The sequence below is a fragment of the Pacificibacter maritimus genome (assembly GCF_003814915.1).
Taxonomy (GTDB): Bacteria; Pseudomonadota; Alphaproteobacteria; order Rhodobacterales; family Rhodobacteraceae; genus Celeribacter; species Celeribacter maritimus.
The window spans coordinates 23,987-42,894 of record NZ_RKQK01000005.1 but is presented as its reverse complement, the minus strand read 5'-3'; the positions used below and the strand labels follow the sequence as shown (position 1 = coordinate 42,894).

General features: G+C 50.3%; 20 protein-coding genes. 9 read left to right on the top strand and 11 right to left on the bottom strand.

What is annotated here, in order from left to right:
* The first annotated feature begins 83 nt into the window (after positions 1-83).
* The 6 genes from rsfS to EDD53_RS13155 all read left to right on the top strand — a co-directional run bounded on the left by rsfS (position 84) and on the right by EDD53_RS13155 (position 5,638).
* Positions 84-479 (top strand): ribosome silencing factor, encoded by a 396-nt coding sequence (gene rsfS / locus EDD53_RS13180; RefSeq protein WP_211331626.1) that lies wholly within the window; start codon positions 84-86, stop codon positions 477-479.
* 16 nt (positions 480-495) lie between these two features.
* The gene (rlmH, locus tag EDD53_RS13175; RefSeq protein WP_123794026.1) at positions 496-966 is read left to right on the top strand and encodes a 23S rRNA (pseudouridine(1915)-N(3))-methyltransferase RlmH; all 471 of its coding nucleotides are present in this window, start codon (positions 496-498) and stop codon (positions 964-966) included.
* A 92-nt stretch (positions 967-1,058) separates the two neighbouring features.
* Positions 1,059-2,585: a 2,3-bisphosphoglycerate-independent phosphoglycerate mutase gene (gene gpmI, locus EDD53_RS13170; protein ID WP_123794024.1), complete on the top strand. Its 1,527-nt coding sequence runs from the start codon at positions 1,059-1,061 to the stop codon at positions 2,583-2,585.
* The gene (locus tag EDD53_RS13165) at positions 2,582-3,718 is read left to right on the top strand and encodes a murein hydrolase activator EnvC family protein (RefSeq protein ID WP_123794022.1); all 1,137 of its coding nucleotides are present in this window, start codon (positions 2,582-2,584) and stop codon (positions 3,716-3,718) included. The genes gpmI and EDD53_RS13165 overlap by 4 nt, the downstream gene beginning before the upstream one ends.
* Before the next feature lie 62 nt (positions 3,719-3,780).
* Positions 3,781-5,112 carry a S41 family peptidase gene (locus tag EDD53_RS13160; protein ID WP_123794020.1) on the top strand — a complete coding sequence of 444 codons (1,332 nt, stop codon included), beginning with the start codon at positions 3,781-3,783 and terminating at the stop codon, positions 5,110-5,112.
* A gap of 43 nt (positions 5,113-5,155) precedes the next feature.
* On the top strand, positions 5,156-5,638 hold the full coding sequence (locus EDD53_RS13155) for an RNA pyrophosphohydrolase (protein WP_123794018.1): 483 nt from the start codon (positions 5,156-5,158) through the stop codon (positions 5,636-5,638).
* A 10-nt stretch (positions 5,639-5,648) separates the two neighbouring features.
* Here EDD53_RS13155 and EDD53_RS13150 read toward each other — a convergent pair whose 3' ends face one another.
* From EDD53_RS13150 to dapE, 5 genes are all read right to left on the bottom strand, one after another.
* On the bottom strand, positions 5,649-6,911 hold the full coding sequence (locus EDD53_RS13150; RefSeq protein WP_123794016.1) for a lytic murein transglycosylase: 1,263 nt from the start codon (positions 6,909-6,911) through the stop codon (positions 5,649-5,651).
* An 85-nt stretch (positions 6,912-6,996) separates the two neighbouring features.
* Positions 6,997-9,252, bottom strand: coding sequence for a ribonuclease R (gene rnr / locus EDD53_RS13145; protein WP_123794015.1), 2,256 nt, complete (start codon positions 9,250-9,252; stop codon positions 6,997-6,999).
* 49 nt (positions 9,253-9,301) lie between these two features.
* Complete coding sequence (locus EDD53_RS13140; RefSeq protein WP_123794014.1) at positions 9,302-9,892, bottom strand: TIGR04282 family arsenosugar biosynthesis glycosyltransferase; 591 nt, start codon at positions 9,890-9,892, stop codon at positions 9,302-9,304.
* On the bottom strand, positions 9,889-10,314 hold the full coding sequence (locus EDD53_RS13135) for a GNAT family N-acetyltransferase (protein WP_123794013.1): 426 nt from the start codon (positions 10,312-10,314) through the stop codon (positions 9,889-9,891). Before EDD53_RS13135 ends, EDD53_RS13140 begins: the two co-directional genes overlap by 4 nt.
* Positions 10,311-11,453, bottom strand: a complete 1,143-nt coding sequence (gene dapE / locus EDD53_RS13130) for a succinyl-diaminopimelate desuccinylase (protein WP_123794012.1) — start codon at positions 11,451-11,453, stop codon at positions 10,311-10,313. Before dapE ends, EDD53_RS13135 begins: the two co-directional genes overlap by 4 nt.
* Positions 11,454-11,844: 391 nt before the next feature.
* Between dapE and EDD53_RS13125 the strand changes: the two genes are divergently transcribed.
* Positions 11,845-12,900 carry a Hint domain-containing protein gene (locus tag EDD53_RS13125; protein WP_170162766.1) on the top strand — a complete coding sequence of 352 codons (1,056 nt, stop codon included), beginning with the start codon at positions 11,845-11,847 and terminating at the stop codon, positions 12,898-12,900.
* 49 nt (positions 12,901-12,949) lie between these two features.
* On the top strand, positions 12,950-14,005 hold the full coding sequence (locus EDD53_RS13120) for a transporter substrate-binding domain-containing protein (protein WP_123794010.1): 1,056 nt from the start codon (positions 12,950-12,952) through the stop codon (positions 14,003-14,005).
* A gap of 1 nt (position 14,006) precedes the next feature.
* On the opposite strand, the gene EDD53_RS13115 is transcribed toward EDD53_RS13120, so the two are convergent.
* A complete protein-coding gene (locus EDD53_RS13115) occupies positions 14,007-14,357 on the bottom strand; it encodes a hypothetical protein (protein WP_123794009.1) in 351 nt (116 codons plus the stop codon).
* 66 nt (positions 14,358-14,423) lie between these two features.
* A complete protein-coding gene (gene dapD / locus EDD53_RS13110) occupies positions 14,424-15,251 on the bottom strand; it encodes a 2,3,4,5-tetrahydropyridine-2,6-dicarboxylate N-succinyltransferase (RefSeq protein ID WP_123794007.1) in 828 nt (275 codons plus the stop codon).
* 124 nt (positions 15,252-15,375) lie between these two features.
* Between dapD and EDD53_RS13105 the strand changes: the two genes are divergently transcribed.
* A complete protein-coding gene (locus EDD53_RS13105; protein WP_123794005.1) occupies positions 15,376-16,242 on the top strand; it encodes an LOG family protein in 867 nt (288 codons plus the stop codon).
* A gap of 2 nt (positions 16,243-16,244) precedes the next feature.
* Here EDD53_RS13105 and EDD53_RS13100 read toward each other — a convergent pair whose 3' ends face one another.
* From EDD53_RS13100 to EDD53_RS13085, 4 genes are all read right to left on the bottom strand, one after another.
* Entirely contained in the window at positions 16,245-16,448 is a 204-nt protein-coding gene (locus tag EDD53_RS13100) for a hypothetical protein (protein WP_123794003.1), read from the bottom strand.
* A 34-nt stretch (positions 16,449-16,482) separates the two neighbouring features.
* Entirely contained in the window at positions 16,483-16,914 is a 432-nt protein-coding gene (locus EDD53_RS13095; protein ID WP_123794001.1) for a hypothetical protein, read from the bottom strand.
* A gap of 43 nt (positions 16,915-16,957) precedes the next feature.
* On the bottom strand, positions 16,958-18,136 hold the full coding sequence (rlmN, locus tag EDD53_RS13090) for a dual-specificity RNA methyltransferase RlmN (RefSeq protein WP_123793999.1): 1,179 nt from the start codon (positions 18,134-18,136) through the stop codon (positions 16,958-16,960).
* 115 nt (positions 18,137-18,251) lie between these two features.
* The gene (locus EDD53_RS13085) at positions 18,252-18,785 is read right to left on the bottom strand and encodes an invasion associated locus B family protein (RefSeq protein ID WP_123793997.1); all 534 of its coding nucleotides are present in this window, start codon (positions 18,783-18,785) and stop codon (positions 18,252-18,254) included.
* Positions 18,786-18,908: the final 123 nt, after the last annotated feature.

Sequence of the window (18,908 nt, the reverse complement as noted above, 5' to 3'; positions counted from 1 at the left end):
AGCGTTGAGATAAAGCGCTTTGACTGCTAACCTAAATATACGCCAGCGTCGGGCATTCATCGACGACTTATAAAGGCTGATCCATGACTGACGCGACGAACACATCTGATCCTAAATTTGGCGGCAAAGCCATGCTGGATTTCATCACCGGGCACCTCGAAGCTGAGAAAGCCGAAGACATCGTTACCATCGAATTGCAGGGCAAGTCTGCCATGGCCGATTACATGGTTGTTTGCTCGGGTCGGTCTTCGCGCCAAGTGAGCGCCGTAGCTGAAAAACTATCCGCAAGCCTAAAAATTGAACACTCAATATTTTCACGTATCGAAGGTAAATCAGCTGGTGACTGGGTTTTGCTGGATGCGGGTGATGTCATTGTTCATATCTTCCGCCCAGAAGTGCGCGAATTCTATCAACTTGAAAAAATGTGGCTGACCTCAGATGAAGCGATCGCATTGATGTCCGCACGCCCCGAATCTTAAAAGCGGGGACTGCACGATGAGAGTACATATCTGTGCCATGGGGCGATTGCGTTCTGGCCCCGAAGCAACTCTCATCGATGACTACACCACACGCTTTGATAGAACTGGCCGCGCCCTCGGGCTGGGCCCCCTGACCATCCATCAACTCGAAGATAAAAAAGGCGGCGGCATGAAGTCCGAAGCCGATATTTTGCGGCGTGCCATCCCCAACGGCGCGCTAATATGCACGATGGACGAACGCGGAAAGGTTCTATCCTCGCCAAGTTTCGCGCAAAAACTTGGCGACTGGCGCGATGACGGCCGACAAGATGTGGCCTTTGTGATTGGCGGTGCGGATGGAATCGACCCAACCCTGCGCGCCAAAGCCGATTTTTCGATTTCCTTTGGCAAAATGGTCTGGCCACACATGCTTGCACGCACAATGTTAACCGAACAGCTTTATCGTGCGGCCTCAATTTTGGCAGGCTCACCTTATCACCGCGTTTAATCAGCGGTTTTTCGTCACCTAGATGATGGTTCTGGTTCACCTAAAGCGTATCACAGGTTAGAAGGTGCTAAGTTAAATCTTAGGAGCCCAACATGTCAGCACCCAAACCCGTCGTTCTTTGCATTCTTGATGGCTGGGGCCAACGTGATGAAATCGAAGGCAACGCCCCCTTAAAAGCCAATACACCCGCCTATGACAGCTTGATGGCCACTAGCCCAAAGGCGTCTTTGATCACTTTTGGCCCCGATGTTGGTTTGCCATCAGGTCAAATGGGCAATTCAGAAGTTGGGCATACCAACATCGGCGCAGGTCGTGTCGTTGCCATGGACCTTGGCCAGATTGACCTTGCGATCGAAGATGGATCGTTTTTCGCAAACAAAGAAGTTGTCGCCTTTGCGCAGACCCTAAAAAAGTCTGGCGGCACCGCGCACTTGATGGGGGTTATTTCTGACGGAGGCGTGCATGGACATATCGTTCACACATTAGCGGCAGCCAAGGCGATCACCGACCACGGTGTGCCCGTTATCATCCACGCCATTACAGATGGGCGCGATGTTGCGCCCAAATCCGCCGATAGCTTCATGCCCACGCTGATCGAAAACCTGCCCAAGGGGGCCAAGGTTGGCACCGTGATCGGACGATACTTTGCGTTGGATCGTGACAACCGCTGGGAACGCGTATCTCAGGCCTATGAGGCAATCGTCAATGCAACTGGAATCGAAGCTGCCGACACCGCTGTTGATGCAGTTACTGCTGCTTATACGCGTGATGAGAATGACGAATTCATCAAGGCAACTGTGATAGGCGACTACGCTGGCGTTGAAGATGGCGATGGCTTTTTCTGCCTGAACTTCCGCGCGGATCGTGCTCGTGAAATCCTAGCATCCCTCGCGCAACCCGATTTTGATGGCTTTGACACAGATGATCGACCTGAGTTTGCTGCGCTTTTGGGCATGGTTGAATATTCCAAAGCGCATAATGCCTATATGAAAACCGCTTATCCAAAGAAGGCGATCGTCAACACGCTTGGCGAATGGGTCGCGAAACAAGGTAAAACGCAATTCCGCTTGGCTGAAACGGAAAAATACCCACATGTTACGTTCTTTTTGAACGGCGGCAAAGAAACACCTGAAAAGGGTGAAGATCGCTTTATGCCGCAATCGCCCAAAGTGGCGACTTATGATCTTCAACCAGAAATGTCTGCGCCCGAGGTTACCGAAAAGTTTCTTGAAGTGATCGATGCTGGATATGATCTGATTGTCACCAATTACGCCAACCCAGATATGGTTGGTCATACAGGCGATCTCAATGCTGCAATGAAAGCCTGTGAAGCTGTAGACGCGGGATTAGGCCGCGTTATGGATGCGCTAAAACGTGTGGGTGGTACGATGATTGTCACCGCGGATCACGGCAATTGCGAGACTATGATCGACCCTGAGACAGGCGGTGCTCATACAGCACATACCACCAACTTGGTTCCCGTCGCCTTATTCAATGGCCCTGATGGCGTATCTCTACGCCAAGGTGGGCGGTTGGCCGATTTGGCGCCTACACTTTTGGACCTTATGCAGCTTGAGCAACCCGACGAAATGACAGGCAAAAGTCTGATCCAAAAATGAAAATAATGTGTGTTGCAGGACTTATACTTGGCATCTGTGTCGCAGGAGCGGCACAGGCGCAAGATGCCAGCCCTGCCGCCCTCGCAGAAAATGCACTTGCGCAATTTAAGACCGCTCACGAAAAACTAGAAAAAGCAGAGATCGCCACCGACCGAGTCAAAGCATTGACTGGCGTCATCCAAGCCTATGAAGATGGCCTTGAAGCCATGCGATCTGGTTTGCGCGAAGCTGCCTTGCGCGAAGCAGAAATCAATCGCAAATTTCAAGATGAAAGCGGACAAGTCGCAACGCTTTTGGCCGTTTTGATCAATCTAAAACCAGACGCTTCACCCGCAGCCTTGGTGCACCCTACAGGCCCTCTCGGCCATGCGCGCGCAGGCATGTTGGTGTCATCGATTACGCCCGCAATGCAAGAACAGGCCGAGATCTTGCGCGCACAATTACAAGAAGTTTCGATCCTGCGTGAGTTGCAAAATGAAGCTTTGGATGTTTTGGAAGCGGGCCTCAAAGATGTGCAATCCGCTCGCACAGACCTCAGTCAAGCCATGTCAAACCGAACAGATCTTCCGCGTAGATTTGTGGCCGATGCAGAGCGTGTGCAAGAGCTGATCAATGGATCAGATACCTTAGAAGCCTTTGCGTCAAGCCTTGCGGTTATGGACGTTGTTGATGGAACGTCAACGCTGCCAGACTTGGACACCGCCAAAGGCAGATGGCCCCTGCCCTCACGCGGTCGTATTTTGCGTCGCTTCGATGAAACCGACGCAGCAGGCGTTCAACGCCCTGGGTGGCTTTTGGCCACGCGGCCGTTGTCATTGGTTACATCCCCTTGGCCAGCCACGATCCGATATCAAGGCGCGTTTTTAGACTACGGAAACGTGATCATACTTGAGCCTGGAAATGATGTATTGATCGTTCTAGCTGGTTTGGATGAAGTGTATGGTGATGTTGGGTCGGTCATCCCAGCGGGCTCTGCTGTGGGGTTGATGTCGGGCACCTCTCCCGATCTTGATGCATTTGTAACCAATGCGACACAAGGCACTGGTGCAGGACTGTCAGAGACGCTTTATATAGAGGTAAGAGAAGGCGGTAAGCCTGTAGACCCTGCGCAATGGTTTGCAAATGAACAATAAGTCGTATCATCTGGTGCGCAGTATATTACGTGCAATTTGACGCACTGGAAAAGGAAAGACGCATGAAGAAGTATTTGATGGCAGGCGTGGTTGGTGTTTTGACAGGTACACTAGTGTCAACGCAAATCGCAGGTCCGTTGATTGCGCAAGAGACCGAAAAATCAGTGAATGTCTACGAACAATTGGATTTGTTTGGCGACGTGTTCGAACGCATCCGTGCGCAATATGTTGAAGAAGTCGATTCCGAGAAACTGATCGAATCTGCGATTGACGGCATGCTGTCATCGCTTGATCCTCACTCGTCCTACCTGTCTCCTGATGATGCTGCCGATATGCGTGTGCAAACCTCTGGCTCTTTTGGCGGACTTGGCATCGAGGTCACGCAAGAAGAAGGCTTTGTAAAAGTTGTCGCGCCTATCGATGGCACCCCTGCTGATATTGCTGGTGTGCAAGCGGGAGATTTCATTACGCAAGTTGATGGTGAAAGTGTTTTGGGCATGACACTGGATGATACCGTCGCCTTGATGCGCGGGCCTGTAGGTGCTGAAATCATCATCACTGTTGTTCGCGAAGGCGTTGATGAACCCTTTGATATTTCCATTATTCGTGACGTAATCAAATTGACCGCAGTCAGGTCACGCGTCGAAGGTGACACCGTTGTCTTGCGCGTCACGACATTTAATGACCAGACCTATCCCAACCTAAAAGACGGCTTGGCCAAGAGCGTTGAAGAACTTGGCGGCATGGATAAAGTCAACGGGATCGTCGTGGACCTGCGCAACAATCCAGGTGGTTTGTTGGACCAAGCCATTATGGTCTCGGACGCCTTCTTGGAGACGGGCGAAATTGTTTCGACCCGTGGCCGCGAGCTGGAACAAAGTGAACGCGTAAACGCGAAAGCTGGCGATTTGGCAGAGGGAAAACCTATTGTTGTCTTGATCAACGGCGGCTCTGCCTCTGCATCTGAAATCGTCGCGGGCGCTTTGCAAGATCACCGCCGCGCAATCGTTGTTGGCACGAAATCATTCGGCAAAGGGTCAGTGCAAACTGTGATGCCGCTGCGTTCAGATGGCGCGATGCGTCTGACAACCGCGCGTTACTACACACCCTCAGGCAGATCCATTCAAGCGCTCGGCGTCTCCCCTGATATCATTGTCGAACAACCGCCACGTCAACCAGAAACCGACGAGGCAACCGATGACGCACGCCAACAGCGCACTGAGGCTGACCTTCGTGGATCGCTGAACAATGACAGCCTTACAGAAGATGAAATCCTGCAAATCGAAGCGGACCGAGAAAAGGCTGAACAGGCAGCGAAATTGCGTGACGAAGATTATCAGCTTGCCTATGCGATCGACCTTTTGCGCGGCCTGTCAGCTATTGATTCAAAATAAAGTCACGACTTGAGGGGAAAATTGCCCCTCATTCCATATGGAAATGCACATGACACTTGATCCAAACACTTTGCCATACCGACCCTGTGTCGGGGTTATGCTTGTGAACGCCAGTGGACACATCTTTGTTGGCGAACGCATTGATACACCAAACGCTTGGCAGATGCCTCAGGGCGGGATCGACGAAGGCGAAGATCCGCAAAAAGCTGCTTTGCGTGAACTTTGGGAAGAAACTGGAGTAGATCCAAAAATCGTTACGATTGTCGCAAAGACTTCTGAATGGCTAACCTATGACTTGCCAGACCACCTGTTGGGTAAAGTTTGGAAAGGCAAATACCGCGGGCAAAAGCAACTTTGGTTCCTTATGCGTTTCAACGGCGTCGACAACGATATTGCGATAGATACTGAGCATCCCGAATTTTCGAAATGGAAATGGTCGCCTGCCACGGATGTCGTGCGCGAAATTGTTCCGTTTAAACAAGAAATCTATGATGCCGTCATCGCCGAGTTCGAAGCGCATTTATAACCATCTGCGCCTAACGCAGATGGGCCAATAAGGTTTTCGACGGATACCCATCAGCCGTCACGCCAATCGATTTCTGGAAACCACGGATCGCATTGATGGTGTTTGGACCGATCAAGCCATCGACTTTATCGTCTAGAAAGCCCCTTTGCTTCAAACTGCGCTGCATCATTTTCTTTTCTTCAAAAGAGAGCGGTTGGTAGTCTCTTGGCCAAGATGCTTGAATCGGGCCTTTACCACGCAATCGATCAGACAGGTGACCAACACCGATCACATATGCATCGGCTTTGTTGTACCGTTCGATCACAGCAAAATTTTCGAATATCATAAAGGCCGCACCACTGGCGCCAGCGGGCAACAAGATTGCGCCTTGACCGTAATTTGGAACCGCCTTCCCATCCACACCCCGCACACCCTTTTGCGCCCAAACAGCTGGGGAAAGTGTCATATCACGACGTGCTAATTCATAGTCAAACCCAGAGGGCAACTGGACTTCCACCCCCCAAGGTTGACCCTTTCGCCAGCCGTGGCGTGCTAAATATGCAGCGGTTGACGCCAAAGCATCAGTTGGATCATCAGACCAAATATCACGTTTACCATCGCCAGTACCATCAACAGCAAAAGCCAAGAACGATGTGGGGATAAACTGAGTGTGGCCCATGGCCCCCGCCCAACTGCCCTTCATGTTACTTGGTGATGTATCGCCCGACTGCAGAATTTTTAATGCAGCTATAAGTTGTTCTTCAAAGAAACTGCCGCGACGTCCATCATAGGCCAATGTCGCCAGCGCTTGGATCACAGGCACATCTCCACGGGTCGCACCATAGGCACTCTCCAGACCCCAGATCGCTGCTACAATGTGTTTATCCACGCCGTATGCAGTTTCAACATTATCCAAAGCGCGACTATGCCGAAGCATTGCTGCAGCGCCATTTTTGACGCGCAAGGGCGATGCTGCGCTATCCAGATAATCCCAAATTTGTTTTGTAAACTCGGACTGGTTGCGGTCATTTGCAATGACGCTGGAATCATAACGAACATGACGAAATGCCCTTGTTAGGGTCGTTTCTGAAATTCCTGATCGACGTGCGCGCTGTTTGAAACCCTCTATCCAGCCAGCCAGGGCTTGATCTTGCTTGGTTGCGATCTCAGTCACATTTTGACCTTCCGTCTTTGATTGCAAAAGCATGTTTTGATTCACCTGCGACTGCGCAAAACTTGAAGGACTGCCCATCACAAGGGCGCAAAAGCCTGATATAATTAAACGACGTTTCATGCACACAACTCCACACATTTCTCTAAATCGTAGAGCAAGGTGTGGAGCTTGGAAAACACTGTCACACTTAAGTGGCGATTTACCGCTAACTGCGCTTGCGCGACACCTTTTTCTTAATCTTATCCCGTTTTGCTTTTGATCGTGCATGCTTTCGCGACGCTGGTTTGCCACGTGCACGTCGACTGCTTCGCGGCATTTTCATTCCGTTGACTTCAAGCACTTCCAGCTCAAGCCCGCCCGTCACAGGCGTGGCCTCTGCAACCCGCACCACAACCCGCTGACCGATAGACAAAGTAATGCCAGTACTCGACCCCATCAACGTTTGTGCATCAGGGTCAAAATGGAAAAACTCCGACCCCATCGAACGCACAGGAGCCAAGCCGTCAGCGCCCGTTTCGTCCAGCTTGATAAAAGCGCCAAACTTTTGAATCCCAGAAATATGCCCAGTCATCTCAGTGCCGAGCCGCTCACTCAAATAAGCCGCTAGATACCGATCATTGGTATCGCGCTCTGCAACCATTGAGCGACGCTCGGTGTCGGATATCTGTTTTGCAGTGTCTTCAAGCGTTTCAATATCGTGAGCGGATAGGCCGTCATCCCCCCAGCCATGCGCAGAAATCAAAGCACGGTGCACAATCAAATCAGCGTAGCGCCGAATTGGTGACGTGAAATGCGCATAGGACCGCAAAGCCAAGCCAAAGTGACCGTAGTTTTGAGGGTGATAATAGGCCTGTGTCATAGAGCGAAGCGTTGAAATATTAATCAACTCACTATGATCGGTACCCGCCGCTTGCTTCAATAGGCGATTTAGATGTGAGGTATGGAGAACCTGACCTTTGGCCAAATTTAGACCCGAACCTAGCGCAACTTCGCGCAAAGACTCCATTTTCTCGTCCGAAGGTTCTTCGTGGACCCGATACAAAAGAGGACGGTTTTTCTGAAACAGCTCCTCAGCTGCTGCAACATTAGCCAGAACCATAAACTCTTCAATCATACGGTGCGCATCAAGGCGTTCAGCAATCGCCACCGACGACACTTTACCGTCCTCGCCCAGCACGATTTTGCGTTCAGGCAAATCTAATTCCAACGGTTGGCGATTTTCCCGTGCGACTTTCAAAGCCTTATATGCTTGGTACAAAGGTGTGATGACCGTGTCCATCAATGGTGCACAGGTATCATTTGGCGCGCCGTCTTGAGCGGCTTGCACTTCTTGATAATTCAACGACGCTGCAGACCGCATCAATCCACGTGTGAACTCATGCGAAATCTTTTCGCCACGCGCATCTATTTTCATGCGTACAGCCAAACAGGGGCGCGGGACACCTTCGTGAAGAGAACACAAATCACCTGACAAACGATCAGGCAGCATCGGCACAACACGATCCGGAAAATATGTAGAATTACCCCTTGTTCGAGCCTCTTTATCAAGTGCCGATCCTGAGGTCACGTAATGGGCAACATCGGCAATCGCGACCCAAAGAATAAAGCCGCCTAGATTATTTGAATCAGTATCTAATTCAGCCCAAATCGCATCATCATGGTCTCGTGCGTCTTCTGGATCGATCGTCACCAAAGGAACATCGCGCATATCTTCACGACTAGCTAGTCCTGCAGGCTTCGCCGCATCAGCCATAGAGATCACATTGTCTGGAAAAGCGTCTGGGATATTGTGCTGATGTATCGCAATCAACGAAACGGCACGCGGGGCTGTTGGGTCTCCGAGGCGTGCGATGATTTTGGCACGCGGCAGGCCCATCCTATCTTTAGGGCCTGTTTGCTCAGCTTCGACCAGCTCACCATCTTCTGCGCCATAGTCCTGCCCATTGCGCACGAGCCATTCTTTGCCTGCACCTTTATCAATCGGAACGACACGCCCACCTTCGGCGTTCGCACGATAGATACCCAGTATTTTCTCTGGATTAGAGCCTATTTTACGGATCAAACGCGCTTGATAAGCGTGATCTTCAGCCTTTACGGCTTGAAGCTTTGCAAGGATGCGCTCGCCTGCACCCAAGGCTGGATCGCTTTCTTTTAGCACCATCAAAATGCGTGGTTCTGACCCAGTGCCAGTCCATTCAAGCGGTAGCGCAAAAATATCACCATCGGTGTCTGGCGCAAGAATTTCCAAAACCGAGACAGGCGGTAACTTGTCGGGATCGCGATAAGTTTTAACCCGCTTGGTGAGGTGCCCCTCTGCCTCGAGCTCTTTCAGCATTCGCTTTAGGTCGATTCTAGCCGCGCCCTTGATTCCAAAGGCTTTGGCTATGTCTCGCTTGGCAGCTTTGGTCGGGTGCTCAGAAATCCAATCTAGGATCGCCTGCTTTGTGGGGATTTTGCTCATAATCTAAACTACCATGCTCTGTAGCGCTTCACCACACTCAAACCGTCGCTCAACGACTGGCCCGCCACCGCGCAAGATCATTCAATGTGTCTATGTCATCCAATGTGGCGACCTCAGTCCATTTTAGAGATTCAGCACTTTTAATAGTATCTGATTTTGCATGCGGTGAAGACCAGCGTACATTGTCAAAAAGGGTATATGGCAGATGCTGACCATGACGCAATCCGATCAACCAATACCCGCCATCCGTCGAGGGTCCAATCACGGCAGAATTCGAGCCCAATGCAGCGAAAGACTCTGCTATATGATGGGGCTTGATATCAGGAATGTCGGCACCGATTATGCAGGTCTTTACCCTATTTGATGTCTTGAAAACATGCTTCATACGATGACCAAGGTTGCCAGACCCTTGCGGGACGCGAACAAATTTTTGCGGCCAAAAGCGACTTTTCAAACCTGAGACATCAGGAGAAACAGCCAAAGCGATATCCCATCGAGGGTCATCCAACCGACGCAAAGTTGATAACGCCTGTGCCCGAAACCACTGCGCAGCTTGCACCATGCCCATTTCAGCACCCAATCGTGTTTTCACACGCCCAGGAATCGGTTCTTTGAGCATGATCACCAGCAATGGCTTCATAAAGATAAAACCATGTCGTGATGTGGGATTCCACCATCCATGTATTCACCACCTTTTACGGTAAATCCAAGCCGTTCGTAGAATGGGATCGCATGGTTTTGCGCACCCAGCTTTGCAGTTTTAATACCGTCTTTTTCCCGCAAGGCAGCAATACAGGTTTTAACAAGCTGCGCTCCTAGGCCCGTCCCGCGATGTGAACTCAACACACATACGCGCCCAATTTTTCCGACATCCCCGATCTGATATATCCGCGCGGTTCCTACAGGCACTCCATCTTGAGTCGTTGCAATGAAATGCGTACTCACGTCATCCAAGTCATCAAGTTCTTCGTCTTGTGGCACTTTTTGTTCTTCAACAAACACGGTCATGCGCAAGGCGAGACAATCACGAATGTTATCCGTCTCTTGAATATGAATAATCATGCAAAATAGTCTCTAATCATGCGTGAATAGACATTTTTGAGTGTGGTAATCTGATCAATGGATACATGTTCATCCACCTGATGCATCGATGTACCAACCAACCCAAACTCAACAACAGGGCAATGATTTTTGACAAAACGCGCATCCGATGTCCCTCCTGATGTGGACAACACCGGCGTAACGCCAGTTTCTTCCGCGACAGCTTTGGCCACCAGCGCTACGAAATCACCTGGCGGTGTCAAAAAGCTATCACCTGATGTTTTCGTTTCAATGGTAATATCAACACCTGTCGCTTCGCTCGTCTTGGCCACTTTTGCCTGCAACCAAGCTGCGAGACTTTGTGCTGTATGTGCATCATTGAAACGTATGTTGATTGTTGCGCGGCATTCGGCAGGAATCACATTCGTCGCAGGATTCCCTGTGTCGAATGTCGTAACAGCTAAGGTGGATGCATCGAAATGTTCAGTGCCTTCATCTAAACGATGAGACGCCAATTCATCGATCAAGCGCGCAAGCGCTGGAACGGGGTTGTTTGCACGATGTGGGTAGGCTGCATGCCCCTGAATACCACGCGCAGTTATGAAACCAGTTATCGATCCTCGGCGACCGATTTTTATCATTTCGCCCATTGTACTTGGACAAGTCGGTTCCCCAACAAGGCAGTCTGTCATGTGCTCGCCGTGTTGATCCATCCAATCAAGTAAAGCGATTGTGCCATCGTGGGCATCGCCTTCTTCATCACCTGTGATGGCAATGACGAGTGCGCCATCCGGCGGGGTTTGGGTCACAAAATCAACGGCAGCGGCGACATAAGCCGCAACGCCAGATTTCATGTCGGTTGCCCCGCGCCCCCAAAGAATACCATCCTCGATCACAGCACCAAAGGGATCTTTGGTCCACGCTTTTGCGTCCCCAATGGGAACAACATCAGTATGCCCATTAAACCCCAATGATTTCTGCGCTGCCTTTTCACCCCAGCGGGCAAAAAGATTGGGCGTGCCATTGCGATCAATCCGCGTACATTCAAACCCAGCATTAGAGAGCACGCTTTCTAAAAGAGAGAGAGCACCTGCTTCATCGGGGGTGACAGATGGGCAGCGAACAAGCTGTGCGGTAAGGTCTACGGGGTCTATGGTCATATTAAGCTCCTATTGAGATAGGACTACCCCGTGAAAGGCACCTGAGCAATCACAAGCCTGTGGCCCAAGGGTAACAATAGTTAACTTACCCTCAAGGAAAGCGCGAAAAGGTTAACAAAAATAGCGAAACGTGTTTTTGTTTGCAAAAGAGGTAGGCAGGTTAAGTCGGAACTGAGAAAACTCAGAACGATTGTAGCATTTTAATTAGTATAAAATTCATAAAACGGATTGACGTTTTTGAGTAAAAGATCTGCCAACAGTGTGGGGCTGTTGAGAAGATGTGGAATACACAAAAAACGCGCATCAACATGATGCGCATGACAGGCGTAGTAACTTTAACTGAGACTTCACTGTGACTTGGGTTGCTGCGCGTTCGAAAACGCAATCAACCGTGTTTGACCCAAATGGTCTAAAGGACGCACCGTTCAGCGGTGTCATTCCGCGCAATAATATGCCGCGGGGCACGATTGTGATTGAGACCACTTTCCCTGATCAATTTAGCCAACCCTTGGATCTTATCGATTACGAACATTGGCAAGGATTTCGGCGCTCTCTTCACATGGTTTTGGGCCCGAACGGTCGCCTGTGGGTCGCCTGTGAACAGGGCGTTAATTTGATGATGTCATCGCTCGATCTTTCAGATTGCGTCAAAGACTCGCCAATCCGCATCAGTTTTTCTTGGGATATTGCCCAACAGAAAAGCTGGCTGTCTGCCGAAGATTTAAAGTCAGGCCAACTGTATTCTAAAACCCTAGATTGCGCCGTCCCGTCTGCAATAGATGACTTTGCACGCATTTTATTCTCTACGGACGACACCGTCGTCACCCCTGCGGTCAGCGCTATCTTCGTATCAACCAAAGTCGAAAACATCGGATATCGATCTGGATTGGGCGCAGGTGCGTTGGTGGAAACAGAATGGGGACCGACCCCTATCGAGCAAGTAAAAGCAGGGGATCTCGTCGTCACCCATGCGGGTGATTTAGTCCCCGTTGTGGCCTTAATAAAAACCGAAGTTCCAAACTTTGGCCGATTTCAAGGGGTCGATCTACGCAGACCATTCCAAAACCTGTCGCAAACTTTATCTGTATCGCAAGATACATATATCATGACCGATGGCGTGGATGTTGAATACGAATTCGGTCATGAATTTGTAAGCTTGCGCGCAAATCATATTGCCCCGTTTTTACCGCGTGCGTCGTCAAAAGGCGCCCCTGTCGCCTTGCGATACCAATTGCTTTTTAGCTCCGATCTCGCCTATCGAGTTGCAGGAATTTCAGTGCATGCTTTGTCTGTCGTGCATGACTTACGCGATAAACCTCTACATCGCCGCACGCAGCTTTCTCATGTATCGCCTGTAGCGATTGATCAAATAGACACCAAGCCGACGCGAAAACTGCTTAGTCATGAGGCAACGGCGCTGCTTTCGGGCAGGTATATTAATGCGTGATTGCCTATGGCGCTCTGTGTGTGGCATACGCCAAGCGTTGGGGGATACTATGAAACTAAAACTGGCCATCTATTTTGGGCTCATGTTGTGGGCTTTAATAACAAGTCGCGCCTATGCTCAGGATTTGACAATTACAACCGTGACTCGCCCGCCATTTTCGATGGTGGAGAATGGGCTAGACACTGGGTTTTCCATAGAGCTTTTCGGCGAGGTCGCGAAAAATCTAGACTTATCTTATACGATCAATCGCATGGACAGCTTTTCTGGAATGCTTGATGCTGTCGTCGAAGGCGAAGCGGACGCAGCGATTGCAAATATTTCGATCACGGCCAATCGCGAAGCGATTTTAGATTTCTCACAACCTATCTTCGAAGCAGGCCTGCAAATCTTAGCACCCACTGAAGCCAGCAACATATCGATCTGGAAAATCCTATTTGCCAAGGATTTCATGCTGGCCATTCTCGGTGCCTTCGCGTTACTTTTGGGGGGCGGCATGTTGATGTGGCGTTTGGAACGCAAGCATCAAGAGTATTTTGACCTGAATGCCAAAGAGGCCTTGTTTCCTGCGTTTTGGTGGGCACTCAATTTAATCGTGAATGGCGGCTTTGAAGAACGTCAACCGCGCAGCCCGCTTGGCCGCGTGTTCGGCGTGTTTCTCGTGATCTCATCCTTGTTCTTCGTCTCGATTTTTGTTGCCCGCATTACAGCCGCTATGACGGTCGGTGCGATTCAGGCGAATGTAGCCGATATCAATGACCTCTATGATAAAAGTGTTGGCACAATCGAAGGGTCCACAGCAGCGGCATTTTTGTCAAAGCGCGACCTTGCATTTATCGGGTTTGATGATGATGAACAGCTTTTAACCGCGCTTGAAAACAGCGAAATCGACGCCGTTGTCTTTGATGCACCCATTCTCGCATACTATGTCAAGACACACCCGAAATCAGACCTTAAACTTGTGGGTCCAGTTTTCTTGGCAGAAAACTATGGGATTGCGTTGCCATCCAATTCACCGCTGTCAGAGGATATCAATCAAAGCCTGCTAGAGCTGCGTGAAAACGGCACCTATGATCGCCTCTACAAAAAGTGGTTCGGAAACCGTTAGGTTAGCTTTCGTTTTTTTCATCACCGAAAAAAGGGGTCATCTGCGCGACGACCACAGAATTCTCGTCAAGGGCACGTTGCATCAACGCGATTTCATCGTCTGAAATATCGTGACCTTCGGCAAGGCGCTCTTCCAGCGTGCCGTAGCCCGTCACATCCAAAGGCGCTAAATCGGCTTGCTTGAGCAAAGCGACAGTTTCACGTACAGCTTCGGCTTCATCCACGCCTGACGCATAAATCATCAAAGCGGCGCCTGTCGCCCCTTTGGGTAAACCATCATCTTCTTTTCTGCCCACTTCCACAAGCAACGTGTAGGCCTTTTGGCGGGACGGTTTTTTCACTTTATCGGTCATGATCGGCCTCTCGCCAAAAAAGAAAACGCCCGCACAAGTGGCGGACGTTTTAAAAGGTATGCGATATTAGTCGCGCAACAAATCGTTGATACCCGTTTTAGAACGTGTTTTCGCATCAACGCGCTTCACGATCACAGCACAGTACAAGTTCACACCATTTTTCGACGGCATAGAACCTGCGACAACAACAGAATATGGAGGAACTTCGCCGTAGGTTACTTCACCTGTTTCGCGATCAACGATCTTGGTGGACTGACCAATGAAAACGCCCATTCCCAAAACAGATCCTTCACGGACGATACAGCCTTCGACAACTTCGGAGCGCGCCCCGATAAAGCAATTGTCTTCGATGATGGTCGGACCAGCTTGCATCGGCTCAAGAACACCGCCGATACCCACGCCACCAGAGAGGTGTACGTTCTTACCGATTTGCGCACATGAACCTACAGTGGCCCAAGCATCAACCATCGTGCCCTCATCCACGTAAGCACCCAAGTTCACGAAAGATGGCATCAAAACTGCGCCTGGCGCGATGTAAGCTGATTTGCGAACGACACAGTTTGGAACAGCGCGAAACCCTGCTTCTTTCCACTCTGCAGCACCCCAGCCTTTAAATTTGCTGTCAACTTTATCCCACCAACCGGACCCTTGCGGGCCGCCTGTGTGCTCTTCCATGTCCTTAATACGGAACCCCAAAAGGACCGCTTTTTTGGCCCACTGGTTGACATGCCAATCACCATTTTCCAATTTTTCAGCCACGCGCAATGAACCGCTATCGAGCGCGTTCAATGTGGCTTCAATGGCATCACGCGTTTCACCTGTGGTCGCGGACGTGATCGTGTCACGGGCGTCCCATGCGGCTTCAATGGCGGTTTCGAGCTGTGCGTTGGACATAATCTGTCTCCCAAGGGTCATGGAATATTCGTTGCAGAAGGCTATAGTCTGTTGCGAGCGCTCGTGCAACGCGTGCGCATGGCAAACCTGCCAGAATAACAAACGAACCGATTGAGGATTGCGCATGACCGACCAAGTTGAAACCAAAAGCCACCGCCGTCACCCTTTGCGAGGCAGTCATGAAGATATCGCATCAGCACGCGAAATTCCCGACACAGCGCAAACCCGATCCCCTGCATATGCGTTGGCGTTTTCAGACCAAGATTTCATGTGCCGTGATGAATTGCGGCCTGTCAGATTGCAGCTGGAGTTGCTGAAACCAGAAATGATGATGGCGGAATACGGCGTAGAAAGCACGATCGTGCTTTTTGGGGGAGCACGGATTCCCGAGCCTGCAAAGAAAGATACAGCCCGCACAAAAACCTTGGCAGACCTGTCGAAATACTACGATGAAGCGCGAAACTTTGCACGGATCATGACGGAACGCGCAAAGGAGAATGGGCACCGCGAAAATGTAATCGTGACGGGCGGTGGGCCCGGCGTCATGGAAGCGGGTAACCGCGGCGCAAAAGATGCAGGTGGCGCTTCAATAGGTTTGAATATTGTCCTACCCCACGAACAGGCCCCGAATGAATATGTCACGCCCGATTTATGTTTCAACTTTCACTATTTTGCGATTCGAAAGATGCATTTCTTGATGCGCGCCAAGGCCATCACGGTGTTTCCAGGCGGATTCGGAACATTGGATGAGATGTTTGAAGCCCTAACGCTTATTCAGACAGGCCGAATGGAACGCGTGCCGTTCTTGTTGTTCGGGCGCGCTTTCTGGGAAAAGATTATCAATTGGGATGCGCTATCTGAAGCTGGCACGATTTCTGCTGACGACCTAGACCTGTTCCGTTTCGTTGAAACGGCTGAAGAAGCGGTAGACGTGATCGATAACTGGCAAGGCCAGACACAAAAGCGGGATCATTTACCAGGTCGTGAATAGAGCTATCCCGACACTTTAGAGAGGTCCGACTGAGAAACAAAGGCGCGTTCGGCATCGTTCGTTTCGGACGCGTCCAAGGCATGACGCATATACCGATCAAGCGCCATTTCATGGACAAGGTCGCCAATTCTTTGCCCCGTTTCACGAGACAAAAGATGTAACATTTCAGCGGTATTGGCGGGGAGCAAAAGGGTCATTTTTTCCATACAGTTACCCTAGGTCAACAAAATTGAAATATGGTTAAAGACTAAAAGTCATTTGGCCGAGATGTTTATGTTCCAAGTGCTTGTGGGCATGTTTTGGGAAAGGCGCACCAAATCGTTTCATCAATTGTGAGTAGGGCTGACCGATGTCAGAAGCCCTACACAAACGTTCGCCTTCCAGAGTGCGCAAAACCAGCCCATCCCCTCGTTCGGCCAACTCATAGCCCTTTGCACGCAAGCCCTCTTGCAGGTCATCCCAATCTTGGGCATAGGCAAAATCACATGACAAGTAAGCCTTTAGGCCCAAAGGTTTGCGGGGACCTGCATAGGCCAATACAGGGTGACAGGGCTGGCTAGCTTTTGCCAAGATATCACGAATGTAACTGCCTACAGGCATGTTTGCGCGTGATGCTGCGCGCTCAATAGAACGCGCTAGGTCATCATCGAATCTGATCTGTATCCAATCCATGCCTGAATATTGGCCACAGCATGGTTAAATTTTCGTTAGCAGCCTAAAGGCCCGCGTCTGCCTCAATCTGCTTACGTGATTTGCGCGCACGCTCTGTTTCAGATTTCAACTGGCCACAGGCTGCCATGATGTCTTCTCCGCGCGGTTTACGCACAGGCGAGGCATAGCCTGCGTTGTAAATGATGTCAGCAAAAGCACGGATGCGATTATTTGACGACCGTTTATAAGGAGCGCCAGGCCATTCATTGAACGGAATAAGGTTAATCTTTGCTGGAATACCTTTGATCAACTCGATCAAACGATGCGCATCTTCATCACTGTCATTCACGCCCTGCAGCATCACGTATTCAAATGTAATCCGCTCGGAGTTTGAAACACGCGGATAGGCTTTAAGCGCCTCAAGCAGAGCTTCGATATTCCAGCGCTTGTTGATTGGAACCAACTGATTGCGGACCTCGTCTGTTGTGGCGTGAAATGAGACGGCTAACTGACAGCCGATCTCATCAGCCGTGCGTGCAATTTCAGGCACAACGCCAGATGTGGACAGAGTAATCCGCCGACGTGACAGTTGGATGCCTTCAGGGTCCATCGCGATGTTCATCGCATCGCGCACATTTTCAAAATTGTATAAAGGTTCGCCCATGCCCATCAACACTATGTTGGACAACAAACGGGACTCGGTGTTTTTCGCACCTTGCTCAGGCCATTCGTTTAGGTCGTCGCGCGCCATCATTACTTGACCAATGATTTCGCCAGCCGTCAGGTTGCGGACCAGTTTCTGAGTACCTGTATGACAAAATGAGCAAGTCAAAGTACAGCCAACTTGAGAAGACACACAGAGTGTTCCACGCCCCTCTTCCGGAATGTAGACGACTTCCACCTCATGCCCGCCCGCGATGCGCACTAGATATTTACGTGTGCCATCTTCTGACACTTGCTTGGACACCACTTCGGGAACCGAAACTTCGAACGAAGCCTTCAGGTCTTCGCGCAAGGACTTTGATAGATTTGTCATCGCATCGAAATCGCGCACACCCCAGCCGTAGATCCACTGCCAAAGCTGACCCACACGCATTTTGGCCTGTTTTTCAGGCGTGCCATGGGCGATCAAAACCTCACGCATCGCAGGGCGTGTGAGGCCAACAAGATTGATCTTATCGCCTGCTGCGTCTTTGCGCGGGATAGTCATGACGTCTTGGGTGATAGGGGCAATAGGCTGCATGATGAGTCGCTTTCAACTTATGAAGCTGTTGTCGTACAAGATTCTTACCAATCTTGAAAGACCAATGAAAAAAGGCTCCCAATAGGGAGCCCCTTTTGTCATTTATTCAGATTTTTTATGCGCTACAACGTTTGCCAGCTTCATCAACAGAGGCCGTAAACCCAAGCAATGAGAACGTATCTTTGGTGATGGTGCCGCGCGCTGATCGGCCAGTCAAAACCGCCGTCGCGCCGCGTTTCATCGCAGCCACGATACGTGCGTCATCTTCTGGCGTCAAAGCCCATGCTGTTTCATTGTCAACGAACAACGCAAATTCTGAACTGCCGATTTCAAGTTTAACTTCAGAGCCAGACGCAAATGGGTAGCCGCCCAAGAAAGAGACCTGACCTTTGACTCCATTGGACAAAGCGTAGGACACAAACAACAATATTTCTGAACGGGTTACAGATTTGATCCGCCCAGCGCTGTCTGTGTTTACAGTTTCTTTCGGCTTTGAAACTGCCCAACATTGCTTCGTGGGCGAGGTTTCCTCAAACACGTACCAATCTGTATTGTTTGCAACTTTATTGGTGCTTTCTTGTGCTTGAGCGCCAAGTGCTGCTACGGCAAAAACTGTGCCGACCAACAGGCGATGGATAGAAAATTTCATGGGTACTCGGTGCCTCTGCCTCTGGTGGCCATAAATATGCGCTGCAACTATCTTATCATGCAGTTTTGATGCGCGCAGGCCAGTTTTCAATTTCTAACAGCACAGTAACGTATTACCGCCTAT